The 12,966-nt window shown below is 70.2% G+C and carries 9 protein-coding genes; 7 read left to right on the top strand and 2 right to left on the bottom strand.

Annotated features, from left to right (window positions below; genetic code table 11):
* Positions 1 to 112 precede the first annotated feature (112 nt).
* The 3 genes from RN901_RS10035 to RN901_RS10025 all read left to right on the top strand — a co-directional run bounded on the left by RN901_RS10035 (position 113) and on the right by RN901_RS10025 (position 3,582).
* Complete coding sequence (locus RN901_RS10035; RefSeq protein ID WP_310758139.1) at positions 113 to 1,780, top strand: methylmalonyl-CoA mutase family protein; 1,668 nt, start codon at positions 113 to 115, stop codon at positions 1,778 to 1,780.
* Between the two features lie 34 nt (positions 1,781 to 1,814).
* The gene (locus RN901_RS10030) at positions 1,815 to 2,816 is read left to right on the top strand and encodes a TM2 domain-containing protein (RefSeq protein ID WP_310758138.1); all 1,002 of its coding nucleotides are present in this window, start codon (positions 1,815 to 1,817) and stop codon (positions 2,814 to 2,816) included.
* 112 nt (positions 2,817 to 2,928) lie between these two features.
* A complete protein-coding gene (locus tag RN901_RS10025) occupies positions 2,929 to 3,582 on the top strand; it encodes an outer membrane beta-barrel protein (protein WP_310758137.1) in 654 nt (217 codons plus the stop codon).
* Positions 3,583 to 3,624: 42 nt separating this feature from the next.
* Here the strand turns inward: RN901_RS10025 and RN901_RS10020 are convergent, their stop codons facing one another.
* Positions 3,625 to 6,714, bottom strand: coding sequence for an amidohydrolase family protein (locus RN901_RS10020; RefSeq protein WP_310758136.1), 3,090 nt, complete (start codon positions 6,712 to 6,714; stop codon positions 3,625 to 3,627).
* 163 nt (positions 6,715 to 6,877) lie between these two features.
* On the opposite strand from RN901_RS10020, the gene RN901_RS10015 reads away from it, so the two are divergent.
* Positions 6,878 to 7,708 (top strand): carbonic anhydrase family protein, encoded by an 831-nt coding sequence (locus RN901_RS10015; protein WP_310758135.1) that lies wholly within the window; start codon positions 6,878 to 6,880, stop codon positions 7,706 to 7,708.
* 17 nt (positions 7,709 to 7,725) lie between these two features.
* Here the strand turns inward: RN901_RS10015 and ggt are convergent, their stop codons facing one another.
* The gene (gene ggt, locus RN901_RS10010) at positions 7,726 to 9,600 is read right to left on the bottom strand and encodes a gamma-glutamyltransferase (protein ID WP_310758134.1); all 1,875 of its coding nucleotides are present in this window, start codon (positions 9,598 to 9,600) and stop codon (positions 7,726 to 7,728) included.
* Positions 9,601 to 9,738: 138 nt separating this feature from the next.
* Between ggt and RN901_RS10005 the strand changes: the two genes are divergently transcribed.
* From RN901_RS10005 to RN901_RS09995, 3 genes are all read left to right on the top strand, one after another.
* Positions 9,739 to 10,350 (top strand): AAA family ATPase, encoded by a 612-nt coding sequence (locus RN901_RS10005; RefSeq protein WP_310758133.1) that lies wholly within the window; start codon positions 9,739 to 9,741, stop codon positions 10,348 to 10,350.
* 10 nt (positions 10,351 to 10,360) lie between these two features.
* On the top strand, positions 10,361 to 12,001 hold the full coding sequence (locus RN901_RS10000) for a benzoate-CoA ligase family protein (protein ID WP_310758132.1): 1,641 nt from the start codon (positions 10,361 to 10,363) through the stop codon (positions 11,999 to 12,001).
* 89 nt (positions 12,002 to 12,090) lie between these two features.
* Positions 12,091 to 12,801: an outer membrane beta-barrel protein gene (locus RN901_RS09995; protein ID WP_310758131.1), complete on the top strand. Its 711-nt coding sequence runs from the start codon at positions 12,091 to 12,093 to the stop codon at positions 12,799 to 12,801.
* Positions 12,802 to 12,966 lie beyond the last annotated feature (165 nt).

Here is a 12,966-nt window from a genome sequence, read left to right as displayed (position 1 = left end):
CTGGTGTGGTCTGCACGGGCACGTTCCCGCGGGAACGTCCGTTCCCTACTTTGGGAGCCGGTAGCGCGCGGCACGGAGGCCGCGGCGTGGGCCGGACGATACAGGACGGGGCATGAGCAAGCACGGCGCGCTGAGCGATCAACTCGAGCTTTGGGAGGCGGTCTTCCGTCAGGCGCCGCAGCGCGACGACACCAGCTTCCGGAGCATCTCCGGGCGCGAGATCAAGCCGCTCTACACCCCCCTCGACGCCGGCGACACCGGCCCGGGGGGATACCTGGACCGGCTCGGCACGCCGGGCGAGTTCCCGTTCACGCGCGGCCCGTATCATTCGATGTACCGCACGAAGCTGTGGACGATGCGGCTCTTCTCCGGCTTCGCCACCGCGCACGAGACGAACGAGCGCTACAAGTACCTCCTCCGACGCGGACAGACGGGGCTTTCCGTCGCGTTCGACTTCCCCACCCTCATGGGGTACGACTCCGACGACCGCCGCTCCGAGGGAGAAGTGGGGAAGTGCGGCGTCGCGATCTCGAGCCTCGCCGACATGGAGACGCTCTTCGACGGGATCCCGCTCGACAAGGTCTCCGTGTCGATGACGATCAACGGGCCCGCGCTCATGCTGTACGCCTTCCTCCTGGTGACGGCGGAGAACCAGGGGGTGCCGCTCGACCGGGTCCGGGGGACGATCCAGAACGACATCCTCAAGGAATACCAGGCCCAGCACGCGTGGATCTTCCCGCCCGAGCCCGCGCTCAAGATCATCGCCGACATCTTCGAGTGGTCGGCGGATGCGGCGCCGCGCTTCAACACCATCTCCATCTCCGGCTACCACATCCGCGAGGCGGGGGCGACCGCGGCGCAGGAACTCGCCTACACGCTCAAGAACGGCTTCACCTACGTTGAGCGCGGCATCGAACGCGGGCTCGACGTCGACAGCTTCGCCCCGCGGCTCTCCTTCTTCTGGGACGTGCACAACGACTTCTTCGAGGAGATCGCGAAGTTCCGGGCGGGCCGCCGCATCTGGGCCCGGCACATGCGCGACGTGTACGGGGCCCGGGATCCCCGGAGCCTGAGGCTGCGGACGCACGCCCAGACGGCCGGCGTCTCCCTCACGGCGCAGCAGCCGCACAACAACATTGTGCGGGTCGCGTACCAGGCGATGGCGGCGGCGCTCGGCGGCACGCAGTCGCTGCACACGAACGCGATGGACGAGACGCTCGCGCTCCCCACGGAGGAAGCGGCGAAGATCGCTCTCCGCACGCAGCAGATCCTCGCCTACGAGACCGGCGTCCCGAACACGATCGATCCCCTCGCGGGCTCCTACTTCGTCGAGTCGCTGACGGACGAACTCGAGGCCGAGGCGGAGGAGATCTTCCGCGAGATCGACGACATCGGCGGGGTCGTGTACGGGATCGAGTCCGGCTACTTCCAGGCGCAGATCGCGGCGTCCGCCCGCCGGTTCCAGGACGAGGTGGAGAAGGGGACGCAGACGATCGTGGGCGTGAACCGGTTCGAGGATGCGGAGGAGCCTCCGATCGAGATTCTGAGGATCGGGGAGGAGGCGGCCGCGAAGCAGGAGGCGCGTCTGGCCGATCTCCGCGCGCGCCGCGATTCCGGCGCGGTCGAGCGCGCGCTCGAGACGCTGGGGCGGGCCGCCCGCGAGGACGAGAACCTGCTGCCGCCGCTGCTCGACGCCGTGCGGGCCTACGCGACGCTGGGCGAGATCCGGATCGTGCTGGAGAAGGTGTACGGCCGCTTCAAGGAGCCCGTGGCCTTCTAGCGCCGCCGCTCGCCGCCGCGCCCCCCGTCCTCCGATGCCGAAGCGACGAGACCCCGCCGCCGGGACTTCCGACGACACCTTCTTCGGGATCTCCGCATTGCATCACGGCCCGCCGCAGGTGCCCGGGAGGGGCGACCTCGACTTCTCCCGCGCGGTGCTCGACCAGCTCTACAGCTACCGGCCGAAGCGCGAAGGCATCGCCTATCCGCTGTGGCTCCTGACGGGAATCTTCGGCGGCCACCGCTTCTACCTCGACCGTCCCGGAACCGGCTTCCTCATGCTCCTCACCCTCGGCGGTGGGGGGCTGTGGTGGCTCGTGGACGTCCTTCTGATCCCGCGAATGGTGCGGAAGTTCAACGAAGATCAGGCGCGGCGGCAGTTCCTGGGACTGGCGCCCCGTCAGCTCGCCTTCATGCCCGCCAAGGGGGAGACGCTCCCTCCGGAGCCGCACTGGGCCGCCAAGCGGCGGACGCGCGTCCGCCGGGTGGCCGACTCCGTCGTGATGATGCTGGCGGGCGGGTCCATGGGCGCCTTCGCGCGCGGGTTCGGCGTCTACGAGCCGATCATCGCCGTGCTCGCGCTCATCGCGATCACCCTGTTGGGAACCCGCTGGACCGCCCTCTCCAACCTGCCCATCCTGCGGGGGTTCGACCGCTGGGCGCACCGGCTGCGGCTGTTCTACTACACGAACGATCCCGGCGGGGCGCTGTCGCTCGCCTTCCGCCAGGTATTGGCGATGTTCGCCATCCTCCGCAAGCGGCGGCGGGCCGAGGCCAAGCTCTACCTGCAGTTCGGCGTCTGGTTCACGATCATCTTCACGGTCTTCGATCTCATCGAGGCGGGCATTGGCGGCCCTGGAGGTTTCGACCCCGGTTCCCTGATGATGGACTACTTCCAGACATTCTTCGCCACCTACGCCTTCGCCGCCCCGATCGGAGCGGTCCTCAACAAGCACGTCCTCCTCCAGCGCAGCGACCGCGTGATCTGGGTGCTGAGCGGCGTCGCCGTGCTGTTCATCCTGACGGGCGCTCTCTGAAACGAGGGGCCATCGCGCCGGCGCCGGGCGGAGTGACTTGCCGCGGTCTCCGCTCGTCATCCCGCTGACTGACGGGTACAGGGACGATCACTTCGCTACGAAAGGGGCTCCAATGCTACGCAGAGTCGTCACGTCACTCGCTCCCCTCCTGATCGCCGTCCCGCTGATGGGGCAAACGACGATCGGATTTCGTGGCGGGCTGAGCCAGGCCACCATCTCCACGGATGTGGAGGATACCTCGGATCAGGACGGGCGGCGGGGTGTGGTCGCGGGCCTCGACTTCGCGTTTCCGGTCGGAAACGGGGTCGAGCTTCGGATCGGCGGAACGTATGCGCAAAAGGGTACGGTCCAGTCCGCGGACCTCCCGTCGGAAGGCATCGCGGGCTCGGCCCGCATCGAGGCGAACTGGGTACAGGCATCGGCGCTCCTGCGAATCGGAACGCCGCGAGACCGCGGAGCGTCCGTCGGTCTGTTGCTGGGCCCGTGGGCGGCTTCCCTCCTTTTCTGCGACGCGAGCCTGGATGTCGATCTTGGCGAACTGGGATCGCTGAGTGAATCCGGGTCGTGCGACGCTGCGACGAAACCAACCGACTTCGGCATCGCGGCGGGCGCCGGAGTGGAACTGGCGATCTCCGACGCTCTGCGGCTGGGTGTCGATCTGATCTACTCGCTGGGACTCGTGAACATCGATGACACGTCAATGCAGACCATCAGGACGCGGCACCTGGCGCTTCAGGCCGGGTTCGTGTTCCCGATCGGAGGCTGAAGGGGTCTTCCCCGGTAACCCGGCGGAGCGTCCCCCGCGCGCTCAGGGCACGAGCACGCGGGGAGGCTCCAACAGGTCCTCGAGGTGGAAGATCTCGCCGTCCTTGATGACGATGCGGGCGCGGCGCAGGTCCTCGATGTCCTCCAGCGGGTTGCCCTCGACGATGAGGATGTCCGCGAGGGCTCCGGCGGACAGCGTTCCGATCTCTCCTTCCATCGCGAGCGCCTCGGCGGCGACCGATGTGGCCGTGCGCAGGGCTTCGACCTCGGTGAGGCCACCCCAGACGTAGTTCTCGACCTCCGCGATGAGGGCGGCGCCGTAGGGGATGATGGGGGAGTCCGTGCCCGCCACTACCTTGCCTCCGCCGCGCACGACGCGCGTGACGGTACGGCCGGCGTCGGCGAGCAGTTCGTCGATGCCGCCGGCCCGGCCCCTCGTGAGGGCGCGTGCGGTCATGGCCTCGGCCATCCCCTCGGGGAACACGGCCTCGAAGCGGGCGTCGGTCATCCACGACGGGTCTTCGCCGACGGACTTCCACCAGCCCCCCATGAGCGCCATGGTCGGCGTGATCGTCATGCCGGAGGCGGTAAGGAGCTGGATCGCATCGTCGTACGTCCGGTACATCGCCGTCACCTTCGGCGAATAGCCGCGGCGGCTCGTGCCCGAGATGTGTTCGACGTGGTCCTGGCCGTGCGCGACGGCGGGATAGATCTCGTGACTCGCCACCGGAATCCCGATCCCGTGCGCGAACTCGATGATGCGGCGCTGGATGAGGTCCGGCATGCGGACGTAGGTCTTGATGAGGGAATAGCCCACGTGCTCGGCACGGTCCAGCTCCAGCTCGAGGTTCCCGTTGGGGCCGAGGGAGCCGGCGCCCGAGTAGTAGATCCGGTTGCCGTCCATCGTGCGGCCGGTGGCGAACTCCCGCGGTCCGATGCGGCGGCCCGAGTCGATGGACTCCCGGCGCTCGGCGACCTCGTACGGGTCGGAGGTGGGATCGCGGATCGTCGTCACCCCGTAGGCGAGAAAGGCGCGGCCCAGCGCCTCGCCCATCCCGTAGCCCATGTGCGAGTGCATGTCGACGAGGCCGGGAAGGACGGTGTGGTCGCCCGCGTCCACGACCTCGCCCCCCGCGTCGAGGACCGCGGCGAGGTTCGCGTCGCTGCGCGGGACGACGGAGACGATCCGGTTGCCTTCGATGATGAGGTCCATGTCGCGGGAGATGTCGTCTGAGACGCCGTCCCACACGCGCGCCGCGCGTACGAGCACGGCACCCTCGCGCAGGGGGCGTTGCCACTCCAGCCGCAGCGGAATCTCCTCCGAGCGGCCGTCGTCGAGGTGGTAGCGGCGAAGGCCGCGCGTCGACTGATAGACGATGGACCGTGAGTCGCCCGTCCACGAGATCGCGTCCGCGTGGTGGTTGGAGAGACGTACCGGCGGCCCGCTGGGCGCGCCCTCCGCGTCGACCTCGACCATCCACAGCACGCCCTCGCTGGCGTACGCCATGCGCCGCCCGTCCGGCGACCACACCGGCCCGTCGAGCGCCCGCACACCCATGTTCTCGTGATCGGCCGCCGTGACCCGGCGCGTCTCGCCCCCGTCCAGCGGCTGCAGGAGGATCTCGTTCCGCCCCTCCCGGAAGCGCGACGAGTACTGGGAGAGGACGGACATCGCGATCGTCCGCCCGTCCGGGGAGAACGACGGCCGGCTGGGGGCGAAGAGATCGTTGCGGATCGTGGTGAGTTCGCCCGTCGCGAGGTCCACGGCCTGCACGGCGGCCTGCAGTCCCATGACCGAGGTGAAGACGACCCGGTCCCCGGCGGGGGAGAACACGGGGCCCACCTCGCCGCCCGGCTCGGTGGTGGCGCGCGTCTCGGTGCCGGTGGCCATGTCGCGCACCCAGATGTCGAGCGAGCCCGCCCGGTCCGAGGCGTAGGCAAGCCGCGAGCCGTCGCGCGACCACGCCGGCATCAGGTCGACGAAGGGGTCGTCCGTGAGCCGCCGCGGCGTCGCGCCGCCCGCGGCTTCCGCCCCGTCCGCCGCGATGTCGAGTAGCCACAGGTCGCCGAGGGCGGTGAAGGCGATGCGGCGACCGTCGGGGGAGACCGCCGGGGCGACGATCCCCTGCACGGGCTCCGGTCCTCCCGCCTCGAACGAACGCCGCGCGCGCTCGTAGTCGCGCCGCGTAAACGCGAACGTGGCCTCGAAGGGGATGTCCGCCCCCGGCGCGCCGTCCGCCGACACGCGCCGGATGCGGCCGTCGCCGGTGTAGGCGATCTCTCCCATCCACATGGGACGGAAGGGGAAGACGTCCGCCCCGTCTTCGGTGAGGCGCGTCGGCGTGGCAGCGTCCCCGCCTCCCGCCACGCCGGCGTCGGCCACCCAGAGGCCGGTCTGGCCCTGGACGACGGCCGAGTACGCGATCCGGCTTCCGTCCGGGCTCCACGCCGGCGAAATCGCGCCCGCGCTCCGCGCCACGACCCGGGTCGAGCCGCCGCTCTCGCGGACGATGATCGCCCCGAGGCCGCGGTCCGAGGCGTAGGCCAGGGATTCGCCATCCGGCGACCACTGCGGCGTGAACTCGTGCGTGGGCGCGTCCGTCACCCGCTGGATTCGGCCATCGCCGGGCCCGCCCGAGATGTCGAGCGTCCAGATGTCGTAGTTGCCGGAACGGTCCGACGCGAAGACGATCGCGCCGCCATCGGGGGAGTAGGCCGGCTCCCGCTCGTCGTAGGGACCGAAGGTGTGTTGCACCGGACCGGTCCCGTCGGGCGCGATCGACCAGATGTGCCAGCGCCCGTCCCGAAACGACTGGAAGACGATCCGGCTCCCGTCCGGCGCCCACTGCGGCTGCCGCGCGTCGTAGTACATGTCCGTGATCGCGCGCGCCTCGCCGCCCCCGGCGTCCATCACCCACAGCGTCCCCTGGAGGTCGAGCACCATCCGGCTCCCGTCCGGGGAGACCGCCGCCGCCATGTTCGTCCCCTCCGACACCGTGACCCGCACGTCCCGATCCTGGGCATGCGCCACCGTGGGCAGGAGAAACAGCGCCGCGGGCGCGAGAAACCGCGCCGTCAGGGGGATCAACGCGCGGGACGCTCTTCGGCGCCGGGGGACCGATACCTGGGACATGGTGTCGACTCCGTTCTGTGGGCGATGAACTGGAAGATGATACGGTCCCCGCGTCACCCCCCGGCAAGACCCCGTCAGGTGCGGCGGTACTCTTGACGGGCCGGCGGGGGCGGGCAGATTCGCGGGGATCAGGTCCAGTCCCTCGCGCCCAATGGAGGAAGCGATGCAAGCGGCGACACGTATTCCCACGACATTTGTCGGCTTGGTGCTGCTCTTGCTCATCGGGGCGCAGCAGGGCTGTGGGCCGGAAGGCGAGGATCACGCGGAGGCGGAGGGGCAGATGGAGGCGGAGCACGAGGAGGGGATGGGCGAGGGCGAAGTCCACTGGGGGTACGAGGGCGATCTGGCAGCCGACCGGTGGGGCGGGCTCGACCCGTCCTTCGCGGTCTGCGACACCGGCGTCGAGCAGTCTCCGGTGGATCTGACGGGCGCAACTCCGGGTGATGCGGCCGACGGCGGCGGCCTCGACATCCAGTGGCAGGCCACGGAGGCGGAGGTCGTGGACAACGGCCACACCATCCAGGTCAACGTGGCGGAGGGGAGTTCGATCGTCCTCGAAGGCCGGGAGTTCTCGCTCCTGCAGTTCCATTTCCACCTGCCGAGCGAACACACCGCCGACGGGGCGGCCTCCGCGATGGAGGTGCACTTCGTGCACGCGGCGGAGGAGGGAGACCTCGCCGTGATCGGGGTCTTCATGGCGGATGGCGGCGCCGACGCGACGATCCAGGGTCTCTGGGATGCGATCCCCGGCCCCGACGAGGCGCCCGCCGCCATCGGCGCGTTCGATCCCGGCAGTCTGCTTCCCGAGGGGCGCGGCTACTTCCGCTACCAGGGCTCGCTGACCACGCCGCCCTGCTCGGAGGTCGTGAGCTGGGTCGTGATGACGGAGTCGATCTCCGTTTCACGGGCGCAGGTCGACGCCTTCGCCGCGCTCTATCCGATGAACGCGCGCCCCGTGCAGCCGCTGAACGAGCGGGAAATCCGGCTCTACTAGCTAACGGCCTCTACTAGCTAGCGGCCGAGCGCCGTCCCGCCGCGGCGGGGGTCGGACCAGGCCGCCCAGGATCCGTCCGGCAGCGCCATGATGAGCTGCAGGTCGCCCGACATCCCGCCCGTGAAGTAGGCGTCGGGCGGGCCCGGGTCGCGCTCGAGGACCGTGTGTCCCAGCGCCTCCAGCGCGCTCGCCGTGGCCGCCCCCACTCCCCCGTATTCGTGGAACACGAGGTCGGGAAGGTGCTGGTGGTGCACCCTCGGGGCGTGGACCGCCTGCACGACGTTCATCCCGTGGTCGACGACGTTGAAGATGGACTGCAGCACCGTCGTGATGATCGTGGCGCCGCCGGGGGTTCCGGTGACGAGGAAGAGGTCGCCGGCCGCGTCCTCGACGATCGTGGGGCTCATCGCCGACAGCATGCGCTTTTCGGGGCCGATCGCGTTGCGCTCGCCCTGCACGAGGCCGAACTGGTTCGGGGTGCCCGGCTTGGACGCGAAGTCGTCCATCGTGTTGTTGAGGAAGAAACCCGCCCCGTCCACGACGACCTTGCCGCCGTACCACGAGTTGATGCTGGTCGTGACCGCGACCGCGTTCCCTTCGGCGTCGACGACGCCGTAGTGGGTCGTGTGGCTCTCGTCGAGGAAGGCGTCGATCCCGGGGTTGACCTCGGCGGAGGGGGTCGCGCGCTCCGTGGAGATCGTCGCCGCGCGGCTGTCCGCGTACGCCTCCGAGAGGAACTCGTCGGCGGGAAGCTCGATGAAGTCCGGGTCCGCGAGATACTCGTTGCGGTCGGCGTAGGCGCGCCGGAAGGACTCGGCCATGACGTGGATCGTCTCGGGGCTGTTCCACCCCATGGCGCCCAGGTCCCAGCGCTCGACCATGTTGGCGATCGCGGCCATGGTGAGGCCGCCCGAGGACGGCGGCGGCATCGAATGCACCGTGTAGCCGCGGTAGTCGAAGGCGACGGGGTCGCGCCACACCGTTTCGTAGCGGTCGAGGTCCTCCAGCGTGATGATGCCGCCGCCGCGCTCCATCTCCGCCACGATCAGGGCGGCCGTCTCCCCGCGGTAGAAGTCGTCGGGCCCCTGGTCGCGGAGGCGGGTGAGGACGGCGGCGAGATCGGGCTGCGCGAAGGTGTCGCCGATGCCGGGGACGGCGTCGCCGGGGAGGAAGATGCGCGCGCTGTGCTCGAAGGCGCGGATCCCCTCCTGCGCCGCGTCGAGCGTGGACACCAGCCGCGTCGTGACCTCGAACCCGTTGGCGAGGTCGATCGACGGCTGCACGACGTCGGTCCACTCGAGCGCGCCGAAGCGCCGGTGCGCCTCCCACAGTCCGGAGACGGTGCCGGGCACGCCGGCCGCGAGGTGGCCTCGGACGGAAAGGTCGGTCACGTTCCCGGCCTCGTCGAGGTACATGTCCCGGGTGGCCGCCATGGGCGCCTTCTCCCGGTGGTCCTGCGCGAAGACGGTGCCGTCGGCGAGGCGGATCATCATGAACCCGCCGCCGCCCAGGTTGCCGGCCTCCGGGTTCACGACGGCGAGCGCCAGTCCCGTGGCCACCGCGGCGTCGACCGCGTTGCCGCCGGCCGCGAGGATCTCGATGCCGACGCGCGACGCGTACTCGTCGGTCGAGGCGACCATGCCCTCGGTGGCCGTCACGGGCGCGTCTTCGGCGGCGAAGGGCCACCCGTCGGGGAAGGCGCCCCCCGCCTCGATGAAGACGCTCGCCGCACCGCCTGCAACGCCGGTCTCGGCGCCGGCTCCCGTATCGCCCGGCTGGCAGCCGCCGACGAACAGCAGGAGCGCAAGCGCCGCGCCCAGCGAAAGCGGGGCCCTTCGGTGGCGGAGCGGCCACCGTGGCCGCGAGGTATCGATTCGGTCTGCGTCGCGCATCTGAAATGACTCCCGGGATTGGATATCGGAGTTGGACATCGGGCGCCGGCCTTCCGCTCCGGCATCCGGCCGCCATTGTGCCCCTCGGCCCGACCGGGCGGCAAGCGGCCCGCCGCGCTCCACCGTAGACTGCCGACCATGATCCGCCCAGTTCATGTGAGCCGAATCGCGCCGGACGCGGAGATCGGCGGCCGCATCCAGGTGATGGGCAACAGCGGGTCGGGGAAGAGCACGCTTGCGGCGCGGCTGGCGGAGGCGCTGGGTGCGCCGTTCGTGGAACTGGACGCGCTCAACTGGCTGCCGGGCTGGGTCGGGCTGAACCAGACGGATCCGGACCGGTTCGAGCGCCGGATTCGAGAGGCGACCCGCGGGGAGCGCTGGGTCGTCGCGGGTTCGTATGAGAGGTTCTCCCGGCGGATCCTGTGGCCGCGCCTCGATACCGTCGTCTGGCTCGACCTGCCGCTGCGGCTGCTCGTATGGCGCTTCCTCCGCCGCTCGTGGCAGCGCTCGCGGTCCGGGGAACTGGTGTGGGGGACGAACCGGGAGTGGTTCTGGCGCCACCTCCTGATCTGGCGGCACGACTCGCTCCTCGCCTGGATCATCACGCAGCACAGGCGCAAGCGACGAAACATGGCCGCATGCGTCGCCGACCCGCGCTGGGCGCACATCCGGTTCGTGCGCCTCACATCCCCCGGCGACGTCGAAGCCTTCGCCGCGTCCGTGACCGCAGCACCCTCCGATCTGCCATAGATTCACGATCATGAGTCAGACGGAACTCACGATCGACCGTTCCACCTGCCCCGCGCGGCTGCGGTACGGGGGCCGGTTCAACGCGGCGTCCTGGTATGTGGACCGGCACGTGGCCGAGGGGCGGGGGGGCAAGGTCGCCATCGAGCAGGCTGCGGCGACGGTTACGTACGCGGAACTGGCCGAGCGCGTGGGGCAGGCCGGGAACGCGCTCCTCGGGCTCAGGCTCGCGCCGGGCGACCGACTGCTGATGGTCGTGAAGGACTGCCCGGAGTTCTTCCATTTCTTCTGGGGGGCGATCAAGGCGGGAATCGTGCCCGTGCCCGTGAGCTACCTCATGCGGGCGCGGGATCTCGCGTTCATCATCGCCGACTCGGAGTGCCGGGCGGTCGTCTACTCGCCGGAGTTCGCGGCCGAGGTCGTGCCGGGGCTGGCGGCGGCGCGTACCGGGGCCCGCGGGCTCGTGCTCGAGGCGGCGGGCGGAGTGCTCGACGATCTGGACGCGGCCGCTCCGGAGCTGGAGGCGGCGACCGCCGGGCCGGAGGACATCGCGTTCTGGCTCTACTCCTCGGGCACCACGGGCCGTCCCAAGGGGGTGCCGCACCGCCACCGCGACATGCCCGCCACGTGTGAGCACTACGCCGTCGGGATCCTGGGGCTCGGCGAGGACGACCGCTGCTATTCCGCGGCCAAGCTCTTCTTCGCGTACGGGCTGGGGAACGCGATGACGTTCCCGCTGTGGGTCGGAGGGACCGCGATCCTCGACGCGCGGCGGCCGACGCCCGCGACGACGTTCGAGACGATCGAGACGCTGCGGCCGACGGCGTACTTCGGGGTGCCGACGCTGTACGCAGCCCAGTTGCAGGCGCTGGACCAGGCCGGCGCGGCGGGCGGTGGTCCGGCTCGCGACGGCCGGACGGGGCGGGGCGGTCCCGATCTGAGTTCGCTCAGGCTCTGCGTTTCGGCCGGCGAGGCGCTGCCGCCGGACCTCTTCCGCCGCTGGAAGGCGGCGACGGGGCTCGAGATCCTGGACGGGATCGGGTCCACCGAGGCGCTCCACATCTTCATCTCCAACGCCCCGGGCGACGTGAAGCCGGGGAGCACGGGCCGCGCCGTCCCCGGCTACGAGGCGCGGATCGCGGGCGATGACGGCGCCGAGGCGGGGCCCGGCGAGGCGGGACAGCTGGAGATCCGCGGCGACTCGACGACCCCCGGCTACTGGAACCGTCCGGAACTCGAGGGACGGACGATCGTCGACGGCTGGCTCCGCACCGGCGACCAGTACGTGCGCGACGCACAGGGCTGGTTCCACTACCAGGGCCGCGCCGATGACATGATCAAGGTGGGCGGCATCTGGTGCTCTCCCTTCGACATCGAGGCCCGCCTCATGGAACATCCCTCGGTGCTGGAGGCGGCGGTCGTGGGCCGCGAGGACGACCACGGCCTGGTCAAGCCGGAGGCGCACGTCGCGCTGGCGGAGCCGCTCAGAGAGACGGCGGGCGCGCCATCCGCCGCCGACGCGCTGCGGGCGGAACTCGTCGCGCATTGCCAGGAAGGTCTCCCGCGCTACATGTACCCGCGCTGGATCCGGTTCGTCGCGGAGCTACCGAAGACGGCCACCGGAAAGATCCAGCGGTTCCGCCTGCGCTCGTGACGCCTTCGGCGGTGACTCCGCTCCCGGGTCGGTCGTCAAACAGGGGAGGCCGCGCCCGACCGGACCGCATCCGTGTAGAAGGAGTCTTCGTGTCCGCCCTGATGAAATCCCTCGCTGCGATCCTGCTCACCTCGCTGGCGGCCGCGCCGCTCGCCGGCCAGATGACCATCGGCCTCCGGGGCGGCATCGGCACCGCAACCCTGTCCCGGGACGTGCCGCGACTGGAACGGGGGGAAGAGGGATCCCGATTCGGAGTCGTATCGGGAATCGACGTGGGGATCCCCCTCAGCGGCGTCGTGGATCTGCGCGTCGGCGTGGGGCTGGCCCAGAAGGGCGGCGGTGCGGACCCGCCGCCGTGGCTCGCCGCGGGCCGGGCGTTCATCGATGCGACCGCCGAGTTGGACTACCTTCAGTTGTCCGCGCTCTTCCGCGCGAGTGCCGACGCCGAGCGGGGGCTTCTGACTGTCGGCGTCCTCGCCGGTCCCTACGTGGCCGTGAACCATTCGTGCGATATCTCGGTGAGGACGCTCTTTTCTCCACCCGGATCGGGGGAGTATCGGTTCTACACCGAATTCCTGCCTTCGAGAGCGGAAGCGTCATGCGTCGACTACGCGGGCACCGACTTCGCGTCCACCGACTTCGGACTGGCCTTCGGGACGGGCGTCGAGGTCAGGCTGTACGATTCGATTGCCCTGGCGTTCGATCTGATCTACGGCATCGGCCTCTCCCGTATCGATGACGACGGAACCCGGAACCGTCACCTCGCCCTGCAGAGCGGGTTCGTACTCGTTGTCGGGTAAACGTCGTTTCGCGGGGCCGGCCGTCCTCATCATCGCACTGCTCTCGAGCGGGTGTTCCATGCTCTTCATGACGAGACCGCCCAAGGCCGCTGGACCGGTGGCGCAGGGTCACTGCACCCGCAGCCTGGCAGCGCCCGTCATCGATGGCGTCATCTCGCTGGGCCA

The sequence above is a fragment of the Candidatus Palauibacter soopunensis genome, assembly GCF_947581735.1.
GTDB classification, from domain to species: Bacteria; Gemmatimonadota; Gemmatimonadetes; order Palauibacterales; family Palauibacteraceae; genus Palauibacter; species Palauibacter soopunensis.
The sequence above is the reverse complement of the archived record's forward strand: the minus strand, read 5'-3'. Positions and strand labels throughout refer to the sequence as shown.